Annotated in this window: 25 protein-coding genes; 6 read left to right on the forward strand and 19 right to left on the reverse strand. The window is 40.2% G+C overall.

Features of this window, described 5'->3' with window-relative positions; genetic code table 11:
- Window positions 1–66: 66 nt before the first annotated feature.
- Window positions 67–1,545 (reverse strand): glycoside hydrolase family 32 protein, encoded by a 1,479-nt coding sequence (locus NST66_RS18485; protein WP_033579951.1) that lies wholly within the window; start codon window positions 1,543–1,545, stop codon window positions 67–69.
- Window positions 1,546–1,872: 327 nt separating this feature from the next.
- On the opposite strand from NST66_RS18485, the gene NST66_RS18490 reads away from it, so the two are divergent.
- Complete coding sequence (locus NST66_RS18490; protein WP_013058548.1) at window positions 1,873–2,346, forward strand: YtxH domain-containing protein; 474 nt, start codon at window positions 1,873–1,875, stop codon at window positions 2,344–2,346.
- A 43-nt stretch (window positions 2,347–2,389) separates the two neighbouring features.
- Here the strand turns inward: NST66_RS18490 and NST66_RS18495 are convergent, their stop codons facing one another.
- From NST66_RS18495 to NST66_RS18505, 3 genes are all read right to left on the reverse strand, one after another.
- Window positions 2,390–2,728, reverse strand: coding sequence for a hypothetical protein (locus NST66_RS18495; protein WP_033579950.1), 339 nt, complete (start codon window positions 2,726–2,728; stop codon window positions 2,390–2,392).
- Window positions 2,729–3,018: 290 nt separating this feature from the next.
- Window positions 3,019–3,279, reverse strand: a complete 261-nt coding sequence (locus tag NST66_RS18500; RefSeq protein ID WP_016765166.1) for a hypothetical protein — start codon at window positions 3,277–3,279, stop codon at window positions 3,019–3,021.
- Between the two features lie 136 nt (window positions 3,280–3,415).
- A complete protein-coding gene (locus NST66_RS18505) occupies window positions 3,416–4,024 on the reverse strand; it encodes a hypothetical protein (RefSeq protein ID WP_340843639.1) in 609 nt (202 codons plus the stop codon).
- 173 nt (window positions 4,025–4,197) lie between these two features.
- On the opposite strand from NST66_RS18505, the gene NST66_RS18510 reads away from it, so the two are divergent.
- Window positions 4,198–4,563, forward strand: a complete 366-nt coding sequence (locus tag NST66_RS18510; protein WP_034263841.1) for a DUF3221 domain-containing protein — start codon at window positions 4,198–4,200, stop codon at window positions 4,561–4,563.
- Between the two features lie 11 nt (window positions 4,564–4,574).
- Here the strand turns inward: NST66_RS18510 and NST66_RS18515 are convergent, their stop codons facing one another.
- The 6 genes from NST66_RS18515 to NST66_RS18540 form a co-directional block, all read right to left on the reverse strand.
- Window positions 4,575–5,507, reverse strand: a complete 933-nt coding sequence (locus tag NST66_RS18515; protein WP_028414980.1) for a patatin-like phospholipase family protein — start codon at window positions 5,505–5,507, stop codon at window positions 4,575–4,577.
- A gap of 126 nt (window positions 5,508–5,633) precedes the next feature.
- Entirely contained in the window at window positions 5,634–7,544 is a 1,911-nt protein-coding gene (locus NST66_RS18520) for an ABC transporter permease (protein ID WP_340843640.1), read from the reverse strand.
- Window positions 7,531–8,298 (reverse strand): ABC transporter ATP-binding protein, encoded by a 768-nt coding sequence (locus NST66_RS18525; RefSeq protein WP_155007716.1) that lies wholly within the window; start codon window positions 8,296–8,298, stop codon window positions 7,531–7,533. The genes NST66_RS18520 and NST66_RS18525 overlap by 14 nt, the downstream gene beginning before the upstream one ends.
- The gene (locus NST66_RS18530; RefSeq protein ID WP_034263848.1) at window positions 8,295–8,651 is read right to left on the reverse strand and encodes a YxeA family protein; all 357 of its coding nucleotides are present in this window, start codon (window positions 8,649–8,651) and stop codon (window positions 8,295–8,297) included. The genes NST66_RS18525 and NST66_RS18530 overlap by 4 nt, the downstream gene beginning before the upstream one ends.
- 87 nt (window positions 8,652–8,738) lie before the next feature.
- The gene (locus tag NST66_RS18535) at window positions 8,739–9,773 is read right to left on the reverse strand and encodes a sensor histidine kinase (protein ID WP_154989849.1); all 1,035 of its coding nucleotides are present in this window, start codon (window positions 9,771–9,773) and stop codon (window positions 8,739–8,741) included.
- 1 nt (window position 9,774) lies between these two features.
- A complete protein-coding gene (locus NST66_RS18540) occupies window positions 9,775–10,446 on the reverse strand; it encodes a response regulator transcription factor (RefSeq protein WP_028414985.1) in 672 nt (223 codons plus the stop codon).
- A gap of 325 nt (window positions 10,447–10,771) precedes the next feature.
- On the opposite strand from NST66_RS18540, the gene NST66_RS18545 reads away from it, so the two are divergent.
- Entirely contained in the window at window positions 10,772–11,590 is an 819-nt protein-coding gene (locus tag NST66_RS18545; protein WP_155007715.1) for a squalene/phytoene synthase family protein, read from the forward strand.
- A gap of 35 nt (window positions 11,591–11,625) precedes the next feature.
- Here the strand turns inward: NST66_RS18545 and NST66_RS18550 are convergent, their stop codons facing one another.
- Both NST66_RS18550 and NST66_RS18555 read right to left on the reverse strand, forming a co-directional pair.
- Window positions 11,626–13,575, reverse strand: a complete 1,950-nt coding sequence (locus tag NST66_RS18550; protein ID WP_047750005.1) for an FUSC family protein — start codon at window positions 13,573–13,575, stop codon at window positions 11,626–11,628.
- 156 nt (window positions 13,576–13,731) lie between these two features.
- Window positions 13,732–13,992 carry a metal-sensitive transcriptional regulator gene (locus NST66_RS18555; RefSeq protein ID WP_013058561.1) on the reverse strand — a complete coding sequence of 87 codons (261 nt, stop codon included), beginning with the start codon at window positions 13,990–13,992 and terminating at the stop codon, window positions 13,732–13,734.
- 378 nt (window positions 13,993–14,370) lie between these two features.
- On the opposite strand from NST66_RS18555, the gene NST66_RS18560 reads away from it, so the two are divergent.
- Window positions 14,371–14,811 carry a NucA/NucB deoxyribonuclease domain-containing protein gene (locus NST66_RS18560; protein ID WP_033579940.1) on the forward strand — a complete coding sequence of 147 codons (441 nt, stop codon included), beginning with the start codon at window positions 14,371–14,373 and terminating at the stop codon, window positions 14,809–14,811.
- 35 nt (window positions 14,812–14,846) lie between these two features.
- Entirely contained in the window at window positions 14,847–15,254 is a 408-nt protein-coding gene (gene comJ, locus NST66_RS18565) for a competence protein ComJ (RefSeq protein WP_340843641.1), read from the forward strand.
- 101 nt (window positions 15,255–15,355) lie between these two features.
- Here comJ and NST66_RS18570 read toward each other — a convergent pair whose 3' ends face one another.
- The 4 genes from NST66_RS18570 to NST66_RS18585 all read right to left on the reverse strand — a co-directional run bounded on the left by NST66_RS18570 (window position 15,356) and on the right by NST66_RS18585 (window position 19,684).
- Window positions 15,356–15,946: a CPBP family intramembrane glutamic endopeptidase gene (locus NST66_RS18570; protein ID WP_028414990.1), complete on the reverse strand. Its 591-nt coding sequence runs from the start codon at window positions 15,944–15,946 to the stop codon at window positions 15,356–15,358.
- Between the two features lie 395 nt (window positions 15,947–16,341).
- Window positions 16,342–18,660, reverse strand: coding sequence for an RNA polymerase recycling motor HelD (helD, locus tag NST66_RS18575; protein WP_155007714.1), 2,319 nt, complete (start codon window positions 18,658–18,660; stop codon window positions 16,342–16,344).
- 243 nt (window positions 18,661–18,903) lie between these two features.
- A complete protein-coding gene (locus NST66_RS18580) occupies window positions 18,904–19,029 on the reverse strand; it encodes a hypothetical protein (protein WP_016765178.1) in 126 nt (41 codons plus the stop codon).
- Between the two features lie 139 nt (window positions 19,030–19,168).
- Window positions 19,169–19,684: an enoyl-CoA hydratase/isomerase family protein gene (locus tag NST66_RS18585; RefSeq protein WP_049166019.1), complete on the reverse strand. Its 516-nt coding sequence runs from the start codon at window positions 19,682–19,684 to the stop codon at window positions 19,169–19,171.
- Between the two features lie 242 nt (window positions 19,685–19,926).
- On the opposite strand from NST66_RS18585, the gene NST66_RS18590 reads away from it, so the two are divergent.
- On the forward strand, window positions 19,927–20,295 hold the full coding sequence (locus NST66_RS18590) for a winged helix-turn-helix transcriptional regulator (RefSeq protein ID WP_013084552.1): 369 nt from the start codon (window positions 19,927–19,929) through the stop codon (window positions 20,293–20,295).
- Between the two features lie 23 nt (window positions 20,296–20,318).
- On the opposite strand, the gene NST66_RS18595 is transcribed toward NST66_RS18590, so the two are convergent.
- From NST66_RS18595 to NST66_RS18605, 3 genes are all read right to left on the reverse strand, one after another.
- Window positions 20,319–21,533, reverse strand: a complete 1,215-nt coding sequence (locus tag NST66_RS18595) for a cytochrome P450 (RefSeq protein ID WP_049166020.1) — start codon at window positions 21,531–21,533, stop codon at window positions 20,319–20,321.
- A gap of 169 nt (window positions 21,534–21,702) precedes the next feature.
- Entirely contained in the window at window positions 21,703–22,098 is a 396-nt protein-coding gene (locus tag NST66_RS18600) for a DoxX family protein (RefSeq protein WP_013058570.1), read from the reverse strand.
- Between the two features lie 155 nt (window positions 22,099–22,253).
- Window positions 22,254–23,675, reverse strand: a complete 1,422-nt coding sequence (locus tag NST66_RS18605) for a glycosyltransferase family 2 protein (RefSeq protein ID WP_049166021.1) — start codon at window positions 23,673–23,675, stop codon at window positions 22,254–22,256.
- Window positions 23,676–23,692 lie beyond the last annotated feature (17 nt).

Genomic DNA, 23,692 nt, shown 5'->3' on the forward strand with positions numbered 1-23,692 from the left:
ACATGTTAATTAGTGGTTCGTTTTTCACTTGCGCTAAAGTACTTTTGTCACAGCTTCTTTTCTCATTTACGAAATGCCGCGCGACATACCGTAATAATCAATACGGTAGTCCACAGATCCCTCTGCAAATACATTTACAGCTGATTTAGAATCTTTTTTCGGGAATACGCGGGAAGTGAAGACAATTTTACCGCCGTTTATATAAATTTCGACAATGCTTTTGTCGACAAATACGCGAACATCGACTTCATTTGACGCCGTCCATTTTTCAGAGCGAACGACACCGTATTCCGTTGCATATTGATGGTGGAATGAAGAGCGGTCAAGTCTCACTTCTTGCTTTTCTGTATCAAACACAAGGCGAAGCTCTTCTTCTTTACTATTAAACAGCTCTAAACCAAACTGTTTGGCCCCTATCTCGCGGAACGTCATATTGATTTCATAGGCATTGTTTGTTGCTTCATCAATAATCACTTCTTCATTTTTTAGCGTGCCTCTAAAATGAACCGCTTGATCTCGAAGCTTATTTAACTCTTCTACAGGCTTTTGAACAAGTTCATTTCCTTCAAGGGAAAGCTCACGAGGAAGCGTTAATGCATGGGCCCATCCGTATTCGTCTGATGGATAGTCAACGTCCGGGTTTCCAATCCATGCAAATAGCAAGCGACGTCCGCTTTCATCTTGAAACGTTTGCGGTGCATAAAAGTCAAATCCTTTATCAATTTCACGGTAATACTCCATTTCAAACGTTAAACTTTCCACATCAAAGGTTCCCACCGCGTAAATCACATTATAAATATTATGAAAATCGTGGCTGTCCGCTTTGATTCCCTGCGGTGAAAAGACAAACACATCTTTTCCGTCCAGTTTAAAGTAATCCGGGCACTCCCACATATAGCCAAAGTCAGGAAGCGATGTTTGAACTTCGCCTTTAAATGACCACTGAAGCGCATCGCTTGATTCATACACAATTAATGCGCCCGTTTCGTTTTCACGCTGAGCGCCCAGCAGCATATAATATGTATCATTTTCTTTCCATACTTTCGGATCGCGCACATGTCCTGTATACCCATCAGGAACGCCTCGTACCGCTGGATTGTTCGTGTATTTTTCTACACTTCCATCCCTTTTTAGCATCGCGATACATTGATTAGCTGAACGTGAGCCGTCTTCGTATTTTACATTCCCCGTATAAAACAGCAGCCCTTGACCATCTTTTTTGATAGCGCCGCCTGAGTATGCGCCGTGCGATTCATATTCTTCCGTTGGTGTTAGGGCAACCGGAAGGCGTTCCCACGTTACTAAATCCGTAGATTTCACATGAGCCCAGTGCTTCATTCCATGCATCGCACCGTACGGATACCACTGATAAAACACGTGATATTCACCGTTTAATTGAATCAATCCGTTTGGATCATTCATCAGCCCGTACTGTGGATGAATATGATAAATCGGCTGCCAGCTGTCTTTGATTGCTTTGTCTTTTAATGCTTCTAACTCTCCAGATTTTGCTTCTAAAATCGTTCTGTACTTCGATTCAGCCATTTCTTCAATCCCTCCAGCATCTAAAAAAAGAGAACGTATTCTCCTTGCACTCTATGATATAAAATTTCAAGTGAAAATGCTACCAAAGAACGAATGTTGTCGTTTTCTTGTGTCGGATTTTATAGATAAGTTTTTTTCTGTTTTTATAGCAGAAAAGAAGGTTTTTCTGTCAGGTGGTTGAATACTATATACAATCAAATTTCACCAGCCTGTACGAGCGTCCGACGGCACTTGCAGATTTTTTTAGCGAATCATTTGCGTTTTGCAGGAAGTATTCAACAAAATGGTAAACCCTTCATATTACATATTATAAAAGGAGGAAATGTCATGACAAAAGAAAACGTAAAAGAAACAGTGGGTAAAGAAACAAAAGGTGGAAGCAAAGAGTTATTAGTCGGCACTTTAGTAGGCAGCGTAGTGGGTGTAACAACAGCTTTACTAGTAGCGCCAAAGTCAGGAAAAGAGCTGCGTGCTTCTATTCAAGACGGAGCGAATCAAGCACTTGCTAAAACAGGTCAAGTGAAAGAAACGGTATATGCAAAAGGCCAAGATCTCAAACAGCGCACGGCTCGCCTTTCACAAAAAGTCTCCGAACAATCTTCGCAAGTTGTCAACAAAGTGAAATCTCTACGCACTGCTAAAGAACAGCCGCTTGCAGAAACGGCTGCAGCAGAAGAGCTTGAAACGACAGAAATCGTTCAAGATCCTGTTCTTGAAGCTGAAGCGGTGCAAGAAGAATTAAATACAATTACGCAAGAAGTAAGTGACTTAGAACAATCTGTCGATGAAACAAGACGTTAATAACGAGCTGTAGAGATATCTCTACAGCTTTTATGTATATTCGCTATCCTTCCTTCCACCCTTCAAAAAAATAGCCTCCATACGGACACGGCTCTGATTCCGGCAGTTCTTCATAACGCTGTCCGCTGTAATACTTCGCCAGCACAATCTTAGGCTTAAAAGCCGCTACCCCTTCACTGTCTTCTTGCTCCGCTCCGCGTTCTCTCATCAAACAAAAAATATCCATTCCCGCAAACTCTCCGTACCCTTGATAGCACGACTCATAATAAACTTTACCAGGTGTCACCAAATAACACTCCCGCTGCCACGACGGCTGCTTACTGTAGACACTCGCAATACTTATTCCACTCACTGCACACTTCCAGCTGCAAATTCCAACCATATAACGCCTCCAACGACTTAATAGTCTATTCATCTACAACTTTTGATGAAATCAAACGTCCTGAGAAATGTACAGCATTTTATCGTCGACCAAAAACCTACGCTACCAGATTCCCTGACCCCTTGAATTCCCCCAAAAAGGTCCACCTAAGCGGAAGTTGGCAGGCCGCAAGGGAGGACAACTTCCGCTTAGGTCTAGTTCTGTCTCCTTGGCTGCTCTTTAGCCACGGAGACAGAGCTACATCGATAAAAATAAAAAAGGTCTGATAAATCGACCATTTCTGGTGATTATCAGACCTCAAGTTTTTCTGCATTTGAGCGGCTTATTTGCTGTTCAAGCGATTTAGCCAGCAGGACAATTTCATGATCTACATATTTTGTTTTGATTTCTTCAATTTCCATTAATGTTTTAGAAAAGCTTTCTGCATTATTTCCCTGTCTGTGCTGCACATCTTTAAAGAAATCAAGCAGTGCCTCGTTAGACTGCGTTGGACGGCTAAAATCAATCGTGTACATTTTGTACCCCAGTGTTAAATTTGTTGTAGTTGTCATAATTATTTCCCCCATTCTTCCTATAGTGATATATCTTCTACTCTTTACCCTTTAATTCCTTCTTTTTAACCTAAATTAATTATTTTTTTCAAAAAAACTTCCCATTATAAGAAAAAACACCCTTATAACAAGGATGTTAGAGTATTCTTCCCTTCGGTACAATTCCAGATGCAAAGTCATCTTTGAACTTAAAGCTAGCAGAATTGTTTTCCTCTAGAAAATGTATTTCCCATTTAAAGACGGGATATTCAGGCTTGTACATTTCGACTTTCTGATTAGGATTTTCTTCTAATCTTGTAATTACTCGTTTGAATCCTTCATATGCAATCCACCAGTCGCTTCCGGTTTCATCGGTAATAAAACAAATAGAACCGTCAATTAAATGAAGGTTTTGCTTGATATCATCAGCATTGGTAAAATACGCATTTCCAAACGTTTGAAGACAACGATCGCAATAACCTGCTTTGCCTCCATCTTTATAAATCCAGTGTGCGATTGGCTCACTGCAGTCTTTACACGTATTCGTCACTTCTTGAAGAAGTGTCTTGCCGCTCCACTGTTCTTTTTCATTTTCAAACACGGTCCATACTAAATAATCCCCCGTTTGCTCTGAAATAAAAAGGCGAAACGGCTCGTCTCGATGCCAAAAATGAATATTCTGTTCGTCTGATTCTTCAAAGTCTATGACAAAATTATCTCGTTCTAATATATGTCGAATAACATTGGTTAAAAAGGTAACATCCATACAAGGACCTCCCGTACTAAGCATAGCTTCTAGTAATATAGCGTTTATGAGTTAAAACATATCACGCGCGCTGAAATAACGTCAATGATTACCTCTTGCTTCCTCCGAAAACTGGAAAAGAAATGGTCAAACGCGCTATAATGGTAGTCATGTTAAAACGGAAAGGAGATTTTATGAAGTTTAACGTTCAATCAGCTGCACTTTTTCTTCTCTTTTTTATTTGTTTAAGCGGCTGTTCGGATAACGCCGAGCAGTCAAAAAAGCCAGCCGGCTATTTAGTTCAAGGGCGCATTTTACAAGTGAAACAGAATGAAATTCTTATTGCAAACGTCATTCCGCGAGATACCGCGCTTGACTATACAACAAAAGAAATACTTGGTTCAAGCGATGTACAGCCTATCTATGTAAAAGTTGCGGATGATCAAACATACAAAAAAGGACAGCTCGTTAAAGCATGGCTCAAAAAAGACAAAAGCGTTCAGTATTCTGTTCCCGCAAAAGGCGAGGCTGTGGAAGTCAACATTTTAAAACAGCCGTAGAAAAGCTCCTGTTACAGGAGCTTCCTTCGCGTCAGCGGACGTTCAGTCCGATTCATTTTATGCTGTTCAAAATCCCACTTTTCTAAAAAGCGCTTGGCTGATATATAACCAGATTCATATAAAAACTCGATTTCTTCTTCCTTTAAGGCAAAATCCGTTGCCGTAATCACACCCGTTGGAATTTGTACGGTTCGTTCTTTTGTCTCCGCGTTCAAATACCGCAAATCGTGAGCTTGCAGCATCGTTGTAAACATGCTTTTAAATAAATGGACAGGTGTTGGAATAATAGCAGCTGTATCAATTTCTTCTTTTACAAATCGAAAACCAAACGTCGGGAAACGCGGATGCTCCGTATCAAACAGCCAAATCGGAAAATTGCTTAAAAGCGCTCCATCGACAATGTATGACCTCTTGAACCCTTTGGATTTCCAAATGACGGGACGAAAGAAAAAAGGAATGGACGCACTCATCATCACGGCTTGTGAAATCTTCATATCGCTTGGCTGCATTCCGTATCGGGGCAAATCGTCAGGGAGCACAAGCATCTGTCCGTTCGAAATATCTGAGGCAATAATTTTCAGCTTATCTGCAGGCAAATCTGCAAACGTTTCGATTCCTTTTTCACGCAGCAGACCGTACACCCATTTTTCCAAATAATCATTTTTATAAAAACCTAAATGAACCATCAGTTCAATTAAGTTGCCAATGAGAGGAATTCGGTTAATGATCGTTTTTCCGCGAAACTTGGCATAGTCCATGTTTTGAAGCTCCTTGCGAATTTCCCCGCTTTTATAGCCGCTCGCCAAAAGTGCCGCAATCAACGCTCCGGCTGACGTACCTGCTAGACGCTGCCATTCTACATTGCTTTCTTCCATTGCTTCAATCGCACCCGTGAATGCAATTCCTCGAACGCCTCCCCCTTCAAACACAGCATCTGCTTTCACATTTTTCCCCTCCCTTGCAACTCTCTAGTTTTTATATACCCTTTTTTATATTCAGGTTTTCGCTACTCCATACCTTTTATTTTTTCAACAAAAAAGACTGTTTCATTTATCGAAACAGTCTTTTCTTTACAGTCGCTTTATTACCATTCGATAGTAATTCATTGTCAGCCAGTAGAAAATGAAATAAATAACGCCGTATACTGCATCCGCTATTAAAACAGGAACGATCAGACTTTCACCGGTTAGATTCGTAATGACCTTCAGCGCAAATAGACTGTGCAAGATGCCAATTACTAAAGGCAAACCAAACGTAAACAGCTGCTGCTTTCGAACGGCGCTCATCATTTGAGACACTGAAAACCCAAGCTTGCGCAGTACTTCAAATCTTTTGCGCTCTTGTTCGGCTTCGGAGATTTGCTTAAAATAAATAATACTGCCCGTTGCCATCAAAAAGACGAGCCCTAAAAATCCTCCAATAAAAATAAACAATCCTTTACTCATTAAGCCTGCCTGAAACACATCATAGTATGAAGTACGGCTTTCTCCAGCTTCTTTTGCGATTTGATGATAGTTCTTAGTAAGTTCATTTTGTTTGTTTCCATCATCGGTATTAAATACGTACACCGCTTGCTTTTTTCCAGCCTTTGAAAGTTTGATAAACGTGTCGTGATTGACTACAAACTGATAGCCGGCACTGTCAGAATCAAGAATGAGCAAAGGCTCGGATTTAACGACTTTTAAAGCAAGCTGTTCTGATTCCTTCAGCTGCACAGCTGCGGTTTTACCTGTACTAGGCTTAAACACTTTTCCTTTTGCCATTGAATCAAAAATAACGGTTTCGTTTGCGCTTAGCGCAGGAACGGAAACGCCATTTTTCCGCACTTCTTCTTCATCTAAAAAGCTGATTTGTTCCCTATCTTTATAGTAGCCCGATGTAATAAATCGAAAATCCGATAAATCAGCGGAATGCTTCACGATATGATAGACATACTGATTTGATTGGATATCTAACTCACGCAGTACATCCATAAAGCCTTGCGCTGCGTTTTTACTGTGCAGCGCATAGTCATAAGGCTGCATGCTTCTGGCATCGGCTTTTGTGTTATAGTACGAGGAATACGTCACACCAACTGCTACAAGTGTAGTAGCCGACAAAATCGTAATTAAGGTTAACACTCGTGCATTTGCTTTAATGCGATACATCATCGTAGAAACGCTTAGCATATTTGCAAACGAATAATATCGGCTTGCATGCTCTCGGTAAAGTCCCATCAGCCACTCAATTGTGGCTTTAAAAAGTAAAAATGTACCGAAAATGACCGAGAACAGTACAACGGCTACAATTAGAAAAAAATTAGGCGTCACAATGTTTCCCGATGAAAGGTAGTACCCATAGCCAACGAGTAAGATACCCAGTCCTCCCACTGCAATTGAGCGTTTCGAATTCATTTTATTTACGCGTTCACTTTTGCTTTCTGCTTGAAACAGATCTAATAGCGTATAGCGGTACATAATAAAATAGCCTTGAAACGAGATAAAAATGGTAACAATCAAAAACACTACGGCTGTTTTTAAAACCGCTTGAAGAGAAAATGTGAGCGTAATAGAAAGCGACAGTCCCATAAGCTTTAGTAAAAACAGCACAAACAGCCTTGAAAACACGGTACCTAGTAAAATACCGACCACCAAAGAAAAAATCCCCAGCAGCATATTCTCGTAGAAAATCATTTTCCCAATCGTACGTTTTTCAATACCGACTAAATGATACAGTCCGAGCTCTCTCTTACGCTGTCTGATAAAAAATGAGTTTGTGTACCAAATAAAGACAACAATAAAATTAAGCAGAACGTAATTTGAAGCATTAAAAATGCCCTGCAGCCTCATCTCTTCTCCAATCACTTTTGAAATCGATTGGTCGTACTGAAGCGTAGCAAACACATAGTACACAACAATACTAAAAATCATTGAAAAGAAATAAAGGCTGTACCGACTAATATTTTTGCGCATATTCTTTTTAACAAGATCAAATACGGTCATAGCCTTCACCGCCTAATGCGCCTTGAATGTTCATAATTCGTTTGAAAAATTCTTGTCTCGTTTGTTCGCCTTTAAACAGCTCCGTGTAAATTTGTCCGTCTTTAATAAACAGCACGCGGCTGCAGTAGCTTGAAGCCAGCGGATCATGCGTCACCATAATAATGGTGGCACGGTCTTCTTGATTTAACTGGGACATCTTTTCAAGCAGGCTTGAAGCGGCCTTAGAATCAAGAGCTCCGGTAGGTTCATCGGCGAAAATAACGGCTGGATTCGTAATCATTGCTCTCGCTGCTGCAACGCGCTGTTTTTGTCCACCAGAAATCTCATACGGATACTTATCCGCTAGCTCATAGATGCCCAGTCGCGTTGCGGTGTCTTTCAGCTTCGCTTCCATTTCTTTCTTAGACATTTTTGTAACCGTAAGCGGCAGAAGAATATTTTCTTTTACAGTTAACGTATCCAATAAGTTATAATCTTGAAAAATAAATCCTAAATGATTGCGTCTAAAAGCAGACAGCTTCTTATCTTTCATGAGCGCCACGTTTTCTCCTTGAATCCATATCTCGCCGTCGGTGGGACGGTCAATCGTTGAAAGAATGTTCATCAGCGTCGTTTTTCCCGCTCCAGATGGTCCCATAATACCGACAAACTCTCCTTCTTCGATTGTAAAATCAATTCCTTTTAGCGCTTCGTATACGTTTCCTCTTGCTCCAAACGTTTTGGTTACATTTTTCCCTTCAAGGACAATACTCATTTCCCTTCCTCCTTTCGTTCTTTTGTAGGCCACACGCTTTTCACCCGCTGCGGCAGCTCATTTTTTGTTATAATGTCATATTTCCGAACTTCGTTACCTCGAACAAAAAGGTCAATAACCGTTCCTTCTTTTAACTGTTTAATCGTCGTAAACGTTTGAAACGTTGTTTGTCCTTTTTCGTTTATTACTGAAATGGTATATTGAACTCGTCCATAGTCGTCCACTTTTTTTGCTTCTTTTGGGATGATCCCGTATTGATGCTCCGTTGCGGCGTTTTGATAAATCTTTATTCCTCCTATACATGCTCCCACAATAAAAATCAGGGCTAAAAGGCTAATCCACTTTCGCTTCATGTACGTTCCCTCCTTGTGTATAGCTCTATCTTACTTCGTAACAAGGAAAGATTCGTTTGAAGCAGATGACAATCTCGGCTTTCAACCTTACATTTTTGAAAGGTTATCAAAAGAATTCGGTTTGTAGAAGGTCAAAATTACCGTGGTTCCTTCGTGTAAAAGTGAATGTACCTCTATTCGATGGCCAAGAGCATCTGTAATTTTTTTTGAAAAATACAGCCCTAGCCCCGTAGCTCCTTTCGATTTTCTTCCGACATTTCCTGTAAATCCTTTTTCAAATACGCGCGGAAGGTCTTGTGGTGGAATGCCCTCCCCTTGGTCAACGATAAATAACTTCACATACTTCGGCGTTTCTTCACTAAAAAAAGAAAGCTTTCCTTCTAGAGGGCTATATTTAATTGCATTGGATAACACTTGCCTCACAACAAACTGCATCCACTTTGGGTCAGTGTGCACTAACGTATCTAGATTCTTTTCATCAATATGCAGTCTTTTCTCAATACACCATTTCGAGAAATACGCAACGTTTGGAAAAACAAGTTCGCTTAGCGACACTGCCTGCACCTGGTAATCTTTTTCTAAGTGACGCAGACGTGCGGCATATAAATTCTGATCTACTAACCCATCAATTTTCATCCATTCATCTTCAATATCCTTAAGCCAAGGCCATTTATAAAGCTCTGTACGACGAGCGTTAATAAGCAGCTTCATAGCAGTAAGCGGCGTTTTGATTTCATGAACCCACGTCGTTATATATTCCTGCTGTTCTCGCTGCTGTACGTGAAGAGCGTGAGTTTGTCTGCGATAGACACGATCTATACGCTGCAGCAGACTCAGCATGTCTTCATCTGCTTTCGTCCGCACGTATGAATGCATTTCTTGTAAATCGTACGCGTCATTCTGCAGCATTAAACTTAATCTTTTTATAAATCTTCTTTCTTTTACTCCTCTCCATAAAAGAAACAGAATTAACATACACAGCGTTAAAAGATTCAAGTACCAAAACGAAGTAGACGATACCTTAATATCATACTCGAGAAGCAGCAGAGCATCGATTACACTCAGCCATAGAAGAACGAATAGAATCCAGCTTAGCCTTTCTCTTAAAAAACTTTTCCACATCTTAATTCACCAGATATCCTTGACCTTTTTTGGTCACGATTTGATCATTCAGCCCGATTTCTTCCAGCTTGGTACGAATGCGTGTGATGTTGACTGAAAGCGTATTGTCACTTACAAATTTCTCATCTTCCCATAATCTTCGCATAAGCTCTTCTCGCGATACAATCTTGCCTCGCTCTTCCAAAAGAAGCCGTAAAATAAAAAATTCATTTTTCGTTAAATGAACTTCTCGATCGTTATAATGCAAACTTCCTTTTTTTAAGTCTAGCACCGCACCGTTCCACTCGATAACGTCTGAAATCGTGTCTCCATACGAATACGTTCTGCGCAGAAGTGCCTGCACTTTAGCAATAAGAACATCCAAGTTAAACGGCTTTTGGATATAGTCATCCGCCCCAACATTCATTGCCATAACAATGTCCATTGGATGTTCACGAGACGACAGAAATACGATAGGAGTTTTTGAAACTGTACGTATTTGCTGACACCAGTAAAACCCGTCATATACAGGTAAATTCACGTCTAAAATGACCAATTCTGGGCTTTCTGCAATAAATACTTCCATTACCTTTTGAAAATCTTCTACTCCAGCCACTTCAAATGACCACTGTTCGAATTTTTCTTTCACTAATTCATATATTTTGCTATCGTCTTCTACAATTAAAATTTTCATACCTTCACCTCTGTATTCTCCTATGTATTATGTATACCCGACTGTTGAGGGTTTTCTTAAAAGTTCATCTAACCCATTAGCATGACGGCAATTTTCTTAAAAATAAACTTTTTATGTCTGTAAAATGAAGAATGAACGAGTATTATCGTAGTGTAAACTTGTGCATGATACAAGTATCTCTGTTTAAATACTACAAAATAATGACAATATCGTTAATAAGTAATCTTTAAACTCCATTAAATGCTCATTTTTTGTTACTATAGTATATAAGATGAAAACTTAAACTAATTTGACATGTGGATATGTAAAAAGGAGCTAGTTATCAATGAGTGTACCCAACAAATTACGCGACAACGCAATGGTGATGTTAAAAGAGACAAGCCGAACATTTTTTATTCCAATTAGCCACTTGCCGGCAGAATTGCAAGATGCAGTAGGATCTGCTTACTTATGTATGAGGGCAATTGATGAAATTGAAGATCACCCTGAGCTAGAAGCCGGTGTAAAAAGCCGCTTGCTTTACGCCATTAGTGACCTGTTAAAAAAGTCTTTTAACGAAGACGACTACATGGCATTAGTAGGTCCTTATCAAGCTAATTTACCTGACGTAACGCTTCAGCTCGGCAACTGGATTGCGCTTTGTCCGACTGGAGTTGCAGATCAAGTATTAGATGCAACTTCTATTATGGCCAAAGGAATGGCCGATTGGGTAGAAAAAGACTGGCATATTCAAAATGAAGCGGATTTAGATGACTATACGTTCTATGTAGCTGGTCTAGTAGGCGTGATGCTTAACGACATTTGGAAATGGTATGACGGCACGGAGACAGACAAAGAATTAGCCATTGCATTTGGACGCGGCTTGCAGTCTGTAAATATTCTGCGCAATACCTCGGAAGATTCAGAGCGTGGAGTCAGCTTCTTCCCTAACAACTGGAGCAGAGAAGATATGTTTGCCTATGCTCGCCGCAATCTGTCACTAGGAAAGAAATATTTAGAAGATGTCAAATCGCTTCCGATTCTTCATTTCTGTAAAATTCCGTTAGCGCTTGCCGATGGAACGTTAAACGCCTTAATGAAAGGAAAAGAAAAAATGACGCGTGACGATGTAAATAAAACGGTAAGTGAAGTTGTGGATATGTAAAAGCAAAAGCACGGAGCCCATTGGTTCCGTGCTTTTTATATTTCTACCTGCAGACTTTCATATAAAGCAGTTATTTCCCCTTGAATAATGGGGTAGCGTTTCAGGGTCGGAACACTTGAAAGCTTTGGCGCTCGCTTTTGCTCTGCTGCTGCGGCTAGCTGAGCAAACGTTTCTTGAAGCTCTCGCTTTTCCGTTTCTGACAGCTCATATCCTTCATACGACGCAAGAAGCATATAACCTAACTGCTGCGTAGCGACAACTGCCGGCCACAGTCCTTCAAGCTTGACGGCCGTTTTAGAATATTCCCCAATCACATTATCATAAAGCGCCCGAAGATTAACTAGTTCCCCTTGAAGCTTATTTCTTTCTTGTTTAATTCTTTCTTCATCTTGTTCAGTGCTTAGCATTTCTAAAAATTGTCCTTCTTTCCGAATGACATCTCCAAGTAAATACGGCAGACGAAGCGAAGAAGCTCGTTTAAAAACTAATACCGTACCGACCACTCCAATAACAGAACCAATAACAATATCAATCACCCGAGCGGACGTAAAATAGCTAATCGCTTTGTCCGGATGACCGCTTTCAGCAATTAAAAGAGCATTCGGTGTGATAAAAAGCGTACCGAGCGCGTAGTTTTTAACAATCACAATTTCAATCGTTGACTGAAGCACAAAGACAATGAGCGCAATGACAATTCCCGTTGGTTCAAGCATGAGAATCCCGGTTCCAATTAAAATACCTAAAATGGTTCCGACAGAGCGTTGAATACCTCGCTGAACCGTCGCACGAACGGTTGCCCCAAGCATCACTCCTGCACACGTGAGAGGAATCCAGTAAGACCTTGGAATGTCTGTCGTGTAGGCAACAGCTGCGGCGATAATCATAATAATTCCGTAGCGCAAAGCGTTTTTAAGTACATACGAACGTTTGTGAAAAGCAGCTTTTAACCGTGCTTTTACGCTGCCTTGTGAAAATTGAATATACTCCGTTTCTTTTAATTCCTTCATTTGAAGAACGTCGTTTACATCTAGTAACAATGTGCGCAGCTCTTCTTTGATGGACAGCTCTTCAATTTCTTCTCGCACGTCTCGAATTTTTTTATGTTTTTTTAACGTGGCCATTTCGGATGCGAACGTTTCAATTACCGCTTGTGCTTTTTTCGAAACAGCCGGATTAAAATCATTCGCAGCGGCCATCACAAAAATAAACAGCCCTTCAGCTTTTTGGTTTAATAAAAACAGGCGGTGAGAAAACGAGGATTTTTTTCGATTAATTTTCGCTTGCTTCATCGCTGTTTCCGCTGCCCGAAGCTCTACAACCGTTTTGTGCTGCTCAGCGTGAAACGATTCCGTGCCAAGTGATCCAACAAATGAAGCTAGCTGCCTATAAGCTTTCGCCACAGCGGCCGTTTCAGGCCCGCGCGGATTAATAAGCCAGCCGCTCATGCTAATACACCAAGATAGTGCTCCTCCTAAAAAAACGAGACCTGCATGCAAAAAAACTGCCTGTAAATTCGGAGCTGGAATGCTTGTACTCACTGCAAATGAAAGGACAAAAAACATCGCGGAAGGTCCCGGAATTTTTAAAGCTCCGAAGATATAAACCGATACGGCTCCAATCACACCAAATAAAATAGTTTTCATCCACTCCACGTCAGCGAATAACGAGCCTAGCGTAAAGCACAGCGTAACGCCAAGCAAAGCTAAAAATAACTTAACGGCACGCTGCGCGTAAGGTTCATCTTTTGTATACAAATATGTAAAGCCGCCAATACTTGCAATGAGTCCGTACTGCAAATGATCAAACAAAATTCCTATTAAAATCGGCAAACTTGAAGACAAGCCCGAGCTGATTCCTCTTACCCACGGAGAAGAAGCGTGGTTAAAGCGAAAAGCAGCTTTGATTCCCGGCGCTTTTGGAGAAGCCTCAATTTTATGATGAATTTCCGTATGATTATATGTTGGTGACTTTTTGTCATCACTCACCTTGACCTCCTCCTTTCTCTTCATATATCTTTCCTGTTCTTAAAACGAGATAAACCTAAAAAAGCGCTGTTCCTATCCGTATTGTGTTTAGGAACAGCGCTTTTTATCCTTATGAGCAGCGTACAGTAAAAACAAAAAGCAGATGAAACGAATGTCTCATCTGCTTTTTACTAACAGCTCTACTGCTTCTTTTACTAAGTTTTCGGTATTCTCGCCTTTTTCAATGCTTTCTCTTACGCATTGTTCAAGGTTTGTGCTGACAATAACACCCATCGTGCGATCAATTGCACTTCTGGCTGCTGAGAGCTGTGTCACGATGTCGCGGCAGTCTTTTCCTTGTTCCATCATATTCAAGACGCCTTTTAACTGACCTTCAATTCGTTTCAAGCGATTTTTAACTTGCTTATCATATTCCATCATACTACTACCTCCGCTCATGCATGATTGCGTTTCTTGCTTTTAAGCTATACGCAAGAAGTAAATGTATACACAACTTTATACCTATTAGGGTATGATGTCAAGTAAAGGAATTTGACTCTTTTTTTCACCTAGGACTCACCCACATGCAAATAGACACTTCACACTCCATTTAATCTGAATCGTAAGTAGATAAACATCAGAAAGTATAACTCTCAGAATATTATGGGGGCTTTTTACATCTTACAGACAAGACAAAATGATCATTTTTACATAATTGTTAATACTTGTTTACACCGTATTTATTGTCCTGTAATCTAAACTTAGCAATCTGAGAGTATAGTTAAGCTGTAAAAACGACTACACTGGAGGTTTGAGATGAGTACATACGGGAAAAAATTAATGGCAAGTCTATTCATTATCATTGCATGCGTTTTAGGGTTTATAGGACATGCAGCGTTTTTAGCTCCTGAAAAAACGGAAGCCGAAGTAAACTATGATGCAACGCTTTATTTTCCACTGGACCGATATCCTGAAACGGGTGATCATATTCGCGACGCGATTGCCGCTGGTCACTCTTCCGTTTGCACAATTGATCGCGACGGTGCTGAAGCGAATCGGGAAGAATCGCTGAAAGGATACCCAACAAAAACAGGATATGACCGCGATGAATGGCCAATGGCTATGTGCGAAGAAGGCGGAGCGGGAGCTGATATTCGCTATATTTCACCTTCTGATAACCGCGGAGCGGGCTCATGGGTTGGAAATCAATTAGAACAATACCCAGATGGTACACGCGTACAATTTATCGTGCAATAATAGCTGAACAAGCTTTACTTTGAAGAGGTGAAAAGATGAAAACAAAATGGAAAGAACAAGAGCTAACGATGTCATATCATCAGTTTACGCTGTTTCAAAAAGGACAGCTAAAGCCCCATCACGACTGGAGTGATGAAGATATTCAAAAAGGATATGTCGCAGATGATAAAGCCATTTCGTTTGAAGCCGTGTCGAACACAAAAGCCATTGTCGAAGTGTGGGTAAACGAAACTCCAGACGCATCACAAGCTGAAAAGACGACTCGCCTTCCATTTCACGTCGAAAGCGATGGCATTGAAATCAAAAGCGTCCTATCTGAAGCCTTAAGCTATGATATTCCAAAAGGATATTATTACGTTACATGCCTGACCATTCCTCTTCAAGAAAAAACAAACTCAGGCCTTTATTTAGTGAAGTATTTGCTGCATTTTGAAAGTCAATAAAAAAAGACGACCTACTGTAGACAGTTCAGGTAATATACAACACTAATAACTCATAAAAAGCTCAGAGCGATATATAGCTCTGAGCTTTTTGGTGCAAGATACTAAAATATCCATCCGTTAAAGACCATGCCTAAATTAATAATAAAATGAAAAACTACGGCTGGGTATATGCTTTTCGTCTTTAAAACGACAAATGCATAGAAAAGTCCACCAAAAGAAAAAAGTAAACTTGTTACCACAGGAATTCCTATTGATATGTGCAAGAGACCAAATCCAATACTCGTAATAAAAACAGCGTAAAAAGTCGATAGATTACTTTTTAATTGAGATAACATGATCCCTCTCCAAAGCACCTCTTCTAAAATAGCGTTTATGATTGAGAATACTATACCGTATATGACGAATGATTTTGTATAGCTTATATCTTCAGCGAATAGTAAAGGTACAAAAATTGTAGCCGAACCAATTAGACCAAACAGTAAAAAATACGTTAGCTTAATTGAATGATGTGGCATCACTATGCGTTTCTGCCAGTCTGGTAATGATGCAAAAAGAAATACCTTTTGCTTGGACAATAAAATTGAAAGCAATAGTCCACCTATGATAAACAAAAGTAAAACTCTGTTTACAATGATTTTCATCTCTTTAGATAGATCCCATTCAATGAAATAATTGCTTCCTACTTGAAACATACATGTCCCTACTAAAAAGAATAGAAACAGAGAAACAGTTGAACGATATTTAGAGGTTAAAGCGTAGATAAAAAGCAAGCCTATGATGGGCAACATTCCTGCAGCAAATAACTTATAAGAAAAAAGAATAATACCCGAGAAAAATAAACTTATCAAAGAGGTGAGTAATACATTTATTCGTAAATATTGGATATAAAAATCCTCCTTTCACTGTCTTTCTAATTCGTTTTATAGTAGTGGAAACTTAATCAAACAATTTTTATTTTGGCAATGAACAGGAGCTGAATCCACATAAATAAAAAATCGAGGGTAAAACCTTTGCGATTTCACCCTCGATTTTCCGTACTACTACTCCTCCACTTTCTCAGATACTCAAGCCACTGGCCGTTCTCTTTTTATTGTGCTTGGTATTCATAAGTTTCTTTATTTGATATAAACGGGCTGATTTCACCAAGTGAGAACAAGTGCAGCTCATGCATCGCTCTTGTACATGCTGTATAAAATAAATTTCTCTCATATTCATCCTGATAACATTCACTCGAGGCATTGTAAATGATGACTGCATCAAACTCAATTCCTTTTGCTAAGTAGGCTGGCAGGACAAGCATGCCTTTTTCAAATGAACTTGTTTCTTTTGTCAGCAGCCTTGCAGACATCGAATCAGGCAGTGCTTTGAATGCTTCTCGGCTTTCTTCAGCAGTTTTGGCAATCACAGCAATTGTTTTATAGTTTTGCTGCTTCAATTCATTAATTTTGTGTATAATTGCCTCATGCAGATCTTTGACGTTACCTGCAGCCGTCACGGTCGGCTTCGCTCCGTCTCGATTAAACGGATCGATTAAATGGCCGTTTGCCACCATATCCCTTGAAAACTCGACAATTTGACGCGTTGATCGATAGCTTCTTGTAAGAGTCAGCGTTTCTGCTTCTTTCTCTTCGTACAGTTCGCTTGAAAGAATGGTCGGTGCGTTCAAGGCGTGCGCATAAATCGCTTGATTCAAGTCTCCAAGCAGCGTCATTCTAGCATGTGGAAACAGCTCTTTTAAAAACGCTAGCTGAAACGGTGAATAATCTTGTGCTTCATCAATAAACAAATAGCGAATGACAGGATTGGCTTTTCGCCCTTCAATTTGATCTTTTATATACAAGTAAGGCGTTACATCTTCATAAGACAGCCTCATGTTCATAACTCTTTCCACCGTGTTTTTAGCTGTTTCGTCCCATCCTTCTACATGTGAAAAAAGGTGATGTCTTTCAAACAGCTGCATATAGATACGGCGAATATCGATAAATTTAAGCTGTTTGATGGCCTGCTTAATAAATTTCATTTTCTTAGCTACAACGGCTTTGGCTAAATACGCTTGTTCCCGGTCAAAGTCATCAAATGAGCTTTCCGTATAGCCTTCCTTTTTCTGCAGATGCTGATAGGCCTCGACATAATCTTCTTTTTCTAAAAGCTGAATTTCTTCTTGAACCCAATCTTTTTTACGTTCAAGTTTTTCAAGCTGGTTGATGAGCTTAAGCGTCCACTCGGCTACGAGCTGCATTCTGTTAGGAATGGAAATTCCCTTATCAAGCGAATAGAAATAAGATAACAAACGCCGAGCAGATAACACGATTTCGCCGCGAAACTTAATATTTTTAAAAATGATGTCTTTAGTAGACAGCTCTTCGATATACGCATCTACCTGCTTTTTAAATTCACGGCTTGCTTTGTAGCGGATTTCCTGCATTTTTTGTTTTTTTGCCGCGGCATCTTTTTCCGTTAGTAAATATTCAATTTGAACGAACAAATCCTCCACGTCAAACTCGTTTCCTAACCGTCCGTCGGCATATTGCTGAAACGTTGTTTGTTTCATATTGTCTTCTCCAAGCTCCGGAAGAACAGTTGAGACGTAGCTGTTAAAAAGCGGATTTGGCGAAAACAGCATCATGTTTTCTGCAGTCAGCTGCTTTCGATGATGATAGAGAAGATAAGCCACCCGCTGAAGAGCTGCAGACGTTTTACCGCTCCCTGCCACTCCTTGGACGATCAGCACTTTATTTTTTTCATTTCGAATAATTTGGTTTTGTTCTTTTTGAATGGTCGCTACAATACTTTTCATTTGACTGCTTGCATTATGTCCGAGCACTTCTTGAAGCAGCTCGTCTCGAATGGTAATTCCTGTATCAAACATGCTTTTAATTACGCTATTTTCGATAATAAACTGACGCTTTAGCTTCATCTCGCCTTTTATCGCTTCACCTGGCGTTTCGTACTGCGCTTTTCCCGGTGAATAATCATAATAAAGACTCGAAATAGGCGCACGCCAATCATAAATTAAAAACTCTTCATCTTTTTGATCCATTAAAGAGCCTACGCCCACATAAATAGCTTCCGCTTCTTTTTCACCATTCTCTATAAAATCAAAACGTCCAAAATAAGGGGATTGCGTTAGCTTTTTTAATGTTTTTAATTGATCATACGCTTGTCTATGGGTAATTTCACGTTCAGCTAAAAGTTCTGCCTGCTGCTTAATGCTCGTAAATGTCTCAATCACGTCATCCGGCTCATCCATATTAACCGTGACATCGTCCCAAAACGTGCTTCGCAAATCGACAATTTCGCCTTTTACGCTTCCTACGCTTTTGCCTATTTTTTCAGCTTTTTGGCTGATTTCTTCGACTACCCAATCAACTCGCTGCTGTTCTTCTGTTAAATTTTTATCTTTCACTTATCCACACCCCTTACACACGTTACCCGATAACAAAACTTGTTACCGGGTAAAAGCGATCATTGTTTATTTTTTCAGAGTCTACATACTTCCCTACTGAGTTCGTAAATCCCTGCTATGTAACCATATTATGTCTTAATTTCCACCGTTAGTATACTGAAAAATAATGAGCTCCACAACAAAAAGGGCTGAGAAAGTCTCAAGCCCCTTATCTTTATAAGTTGTTTCTCTACTTATTAGCTATTACTGTTTCCAAAAAGTTAGCAGATGAATGATGGCTGACACCACTTCTACCCCTTGAAACGCCAGTAAACCTGCTGCTGCCGCTGTAAACAATCCGACTACCGCTTCTTTAAAAATGAATGGCATTGATACCAGCTCCTTTGCTTATTTAAAATAAGTAGATTTGTTATCATTCTACTCCTTTTTTCAGAATTTTCAATACCTTTTTATCAACAAAATAAAATAAAAACGCTTTCACTTTATAAAAATAAAGTGAAAGCGTTTTTTAAGCTTCCTTTTCTAATGCGTTCAGCGCAAGCGAATAGTCCAACCCTTTTCCTTTTTGCACAATATGCTGCACTTTACCCATGTTGCATGCTTCTTGCGCACTAACGGTCATACCGTTTGTTAACTTCAGCTGCACAGATTCTTCTGCAATTCGTACGTCGCATGCTAAAGCTAACTCATACCCTCCGCCAAACGTAAAGTTTGTAAGAAGCGCAATCGTTTGTTTGGAGCTGCATGAAATGCACTGAAAAATCGCTCGAGCTGTTACTGCATGAATCGGCTGATAAAGCCTTCCTGTTTCTTCACGTAGGAAAGAAGTTGTTCTATGATCGCCGTTCATTTTATAGTACTCTCCCATAAATACAATAGATCCAACCGACGCATCGTGCTGCAGCTCATTCATCGTTTCTTGCAGCTCATACATAACTTCACTGTTCAAACGATTAAGCATCGACTGATTCATTCGTACAACCGCCACGTGATTTCTTTTTTCTACTTTGATAAATCTTTTCATCGTTCCTCCGCCCTTTCCCCTGTCGTTCTTTATAAATAAAGCGCTTTCAAAATATTTCGCTTTTTAATAGAAAAGTTATTTTCATAGTTTCATCATACAACAAACTCATAATTATTTCCATTACTTTTTTAATTTTCCGTCAATAATTCCATGAATCATTTCCATGTTTTTATCAAATAAGACGTGCTATAGTATAAACAGCACAAATGCAGCTGAACTCACGGATAAAAGGAGTAATCACTATGAAATACGACTTAACAAAATGGGAGCCTCACGGCTATTCTTGCCCTGTGGAAGCAGCCGTTGATGTAGTCGGAGGCAAATGGAAAAGCGTCATTTTATATCAATTATCGAAGGAACGCCGGCGCTTTAATGAACTGCGCAGACTCATTCCAGGCGTGACGCAGCGAATGCTCACGCTGCAGCTTCGCGAACTTGAGCGCGACGGAATTATCCACCGCGAAGTCTACAAACAAGTTCCGCCTAAAGTAGAATATTATTTAACGCCTTTTGGAGAAACTCTCATTCCTATTATCGAGCTGATGTTTAAATGGGGATATGATCATACGGATAAAATTGCTGAAGCGAGAATTCAGGCAGAGAAAGAGTAAAAAGCACGCAAAGCGTGCTTTTTTTATACATGTTTACGAATCAATAATTCTTCTAACCCGTATACAAACGTGCTTTCAATCGGCTTTAACTCAAATGCCGGGCTCCAGTCCATATGCGGATAGCGGTCAATCAGCTCAGCCAGCATAATCTTTGCTTCGATTCGAGCAAGCGGTGCTCCTAAGCAAAAATGAATCCCTCTTCCAAATGCCATATGCATATTTGGCTTTCGGTCGATTTTAAATACATCCGGGTCTTCAAAGTACTGCGCGTCTCGGTGCGCGGATCCCATCCATGGAATAACGTGTTCGCCCGCTTTTAGTTTTTGACCTGCAAGAGTCACATCTTTTTTTACGATTCGGTGAAGAGCCTGAACGGGTGAACGATAGCGAAGAACTTCTTCGATCGCAGAAGGCAAAAGCTCTTTCTCACGTTTGAGGTGTTCAAAAGAAGCCTTATCTTCCATTAAACAATAAATTGTATTTGAAATTAAGTTCGTAGTTGTTTCGTTTCCTGCAATCAGCAGCAAAATGGAAAACCCGACGATTTCTTCATCCGTTAGCTGCTTCCCTTCTTCTTTTGCTTGAAGAAGCACGGAAATAATATCATCTCCTGGCTGCGTGCGCTTTTCTTCAATGATTCGATAAAAGTAAGTTTCTAACTCATCGTTTGCTTTCATTTTCTCTTGCTGCAATTTTTCGAGCGTTTCACGTTCATTATTCGATGGACCCGCTACGATAATATCCGACCAGTCTTTAAACTGACGCTGATCTTCTATCGGGACGCCTAAAATATCGGCAATTACCATAACCGGAAGCGGATAGGAAAGATGCTCGACTATATCAATATCTTCAAGATGCTCAACTTCTTGTAATAATTCAGCGGTAATGCGCGCAATTTTAGGCTCCCATGCTTTCATTGCTTTAGGCGTAAAAGCTTTATTAACAAGCGCTCTCATTTCAGCATGCTTAGGCGGATCAATATTAATTAGGCTCGTTCCTAGAGCAGTTTGTCTTTGGTTTTGTGGAGGTCTTCGATCAGAAGAAAAAATATTTTTTTGTTCCAGCACTTCTTTGACCCCGTCATAGTGAAAAACATCCCATACCTGCCTTTCTTCATCCCATCGCACAGGCGCGCTGTTTCTCATCTCTTCATACCATGAAAAAGGATTAAAGCGCTCTTCTTTTGTTTGAATCGTATTCACTTGACGGACGATTCCGTTTTCTCTTTCGGTTTTCATGTTAAAACCTCCCCGTATCGTTCAAATAGAATGACTGTATAGTCATCTATGACCAAATAGTACCATATATACGAATTTTCTTAAAAAGGATAGCTGTATATTTTAGTAAAAATGAATCGATAGAAGGATATATTTTACAAAAAAGGGTAGGCGCATAGCGCCTACCTTTTTAAGAATAATGTTCTTCTGGTTTTTGTAATCGGTTGTCTAACGCGTACGCGCCGCTTCCTGCTAGAATCATATGAAGCGAAACGACAAAAAGGGCAACCTCAAGCTCATAGCCACCTGTAAAACCAGCACCGCTTTTCGCTGTAAAAATAGCGCCAATCATCACAATCGCAAACAGAACACCTATTAAACGCGTTTGAAACCCAAGAATCATAGCGGCTCCCCCTACGAATTCAATAACCGCAACCGCATAAGCGAAAAACGCAGGAATGCCCATGCTGTGGAAAAAACCGACCGTATTATCAATACCGCTTTGGAATTTGCCAAGACCATGAATAAAAAACGTCAGCCCTAACATAAGACGAAGTAAAAACGTTCCAAGCTGATAGCTTTTCATTTCTTTTCCTCCTTTTTTACTTTTGTCTGCACATGTAACAATTTTAGTTACAACTGTGAACAAATTCAAGGGGTTAGAACAGAAAAACAAGATATCAGCAAATTTTCTTATCTCATTTTAAAACGTTTTTTTGAAAATAAGGCCATACTCTCTGATCAGTCACGCTGAAGATAAGAGAGAAAAGCAAAAATATGATCGTGAACAATGAGTTCTGCCGTAGGAGAATGGCTCTTCAATGATAGGTGTTCAGAATATCGAAACCGATTAAATTTATTTACGTCAACATGATGAACGGCCTGCACATGAAAATTTTCTATTATTGCTTTTACTTGAGCAAAAGGCGGCATCACAAGAGATTCAGCTCCAATTTTTTGCAGGCACTCTCTGCTTATGGCATGAGGAACAGCTGTCATCGAGCTCATTAATAAATCTTTTCTTCCTACTGTCTCATTTAACACGTACTTCCACCCCTGCACAACATGCGTGAGCTTGGCTTCATCTTCACATACGTTTAAAGCTACATCAACACCGCTCGCTACCGCTGAAGCAAATGGATACAACTCTTGAGCTGAAAGAACAAAATCCCCGTCTATAAAGAGAAGAATATCTCCCGTTGCTGCAAGGGCCCCCGCAGCTCTTCCGCAATCATGCCCTAACCGCTCATCGTAAACAATGGTTTTAACACCCTGTTCTTTGGCATACGCCTCGGACTGATCAGTAGAACCATTAATCACGACAATAATTTCTAATGGCTCGAGTTTTCTTGCTTCTGCAATCACTTGTTTGATTGTTCCTTCTTCGTTGCAAACCGGAACAATAACAGACAGCTGTTTGCCTCCATAAAAAGAAGATAATTTCCCCCAGCCGTGCTCCACAACTGGAAGAGGCTGTGCGAGCATATCCACTCGCCTTTTACGATTTGACGCAAGCGTATAGTATGTTTGAAGAAGCTGCTGGTAGGATTGAATTCGTTCTCTGCTACGCAGCGGGCGATCAAACGGACGAAAGCTTCCCTTTCCCTGCGTTTCAATCGTAATATGCGAGCTTACACGATACTGTGTTAAGAACGTCACAAATAAAGAAAGAGGCGGCAACTCCCAGTGGTTCTTTAATACGCTTACTAGCACACCGTAAGGCGCTTTTAAACAAGCGTTGGCACGATGAGGCTTTCCAAGTGCATGATGCAAAACCGTACTCCACGTAAGCTCGCTGCGGTTAAAAGTATTCATCTTTGTTTTTTCCCACTTGTTTAGCACCACATCGCTATGCCCAAATAACAGCGCCTGCACAAAACGCTCAATCTCAGAAGACGAAAGGATAATGTCTCCGTCTACAAATAAGACGGCATCTCCTTTAGCAGCCTTTGCCCCTTCCATTCTCGCTTCATGTGGAGACATACGCTTTTCTATTACTTTTACCGTGCACCCTTCTTCTTTCGCTATTTTAACTGAAGCATCGGTACAGCCGTTTGCAACTATGATAATCTCAAGCACGTTCACTTTTTTAATTTGTTTAAGCACGCTTTTTAGCGTTTCTTCTTCATTGTAAACGGGCAGCACGACAGAAAGAGTTTTCATTGATATCACCCCTAAAA

Source organism: Priestia sp. FSL W8-0524 (assembly GCF_038005965.1).
GTDB lineage: Bacteria > Bacillota > Bacilli > Bacillales > Bacillaceae_H > Priestia > Priestia zanthoxyli.